The organism is Petrotoga sp. DB-2 (assembly GCF_054051725.1).
Genome location: NZ_JBSVZD010000077.1, coordinates 1 through 446, shown reverse-complemented (window position 1 = coordinate 446; position 446 = coordinate 1). Strand labels below are relative to the sequence as shown.

The 446-nt window shown below is 56.7% G+C and carries 1 rRNA gene; it reads left to right on the top strand.

Going from position 1 to position 446, the window contains the following annotated elements:
- Positions 1-446, top strand: a 16S ribosomal RNA gene (locus ACW9JY_RS10495); the annotation flags it as partial.

Genomic DNA, 446 nt, shown 5'->3' with positions numbered 1-446 from the left:
AAGGTAGAGAAATCTACTGGCCTGCCGCAAGGCAGGGGGTTACACAGGTGGTGCACGGTCGTCGTCAGCTCGTGCCGTGAGGTGTTGGGTTAAGTCCCACAACGAGCGCAACCCCTACGATTAGTTACCAGCAAGTAAAGTTGGGGACACTAATTGGACAGCCGCCGACGAGGCGGAGGAAGGAGGGGATGACGTCAGATAAGCGTGCCCCTTATACTCTGGGCGACACACGTGCTACAATGGGGAGGACAAAGGGAAGCGAAGCCGGAAGGTGGAGCGGATCCGGAAAAACTCTCCGTAATATGGATTGTAGGCTGAAACCCGCCTACATGAAGCTGGAATCGCTAGTAATCGCAGGTCAGCCAAACTGCGGTGAATACGTTCCCGGGCCTTGTACACACCGCCCGTCACGCCACCCGAGTTGGGAACACCTGAAGGCAGTACGG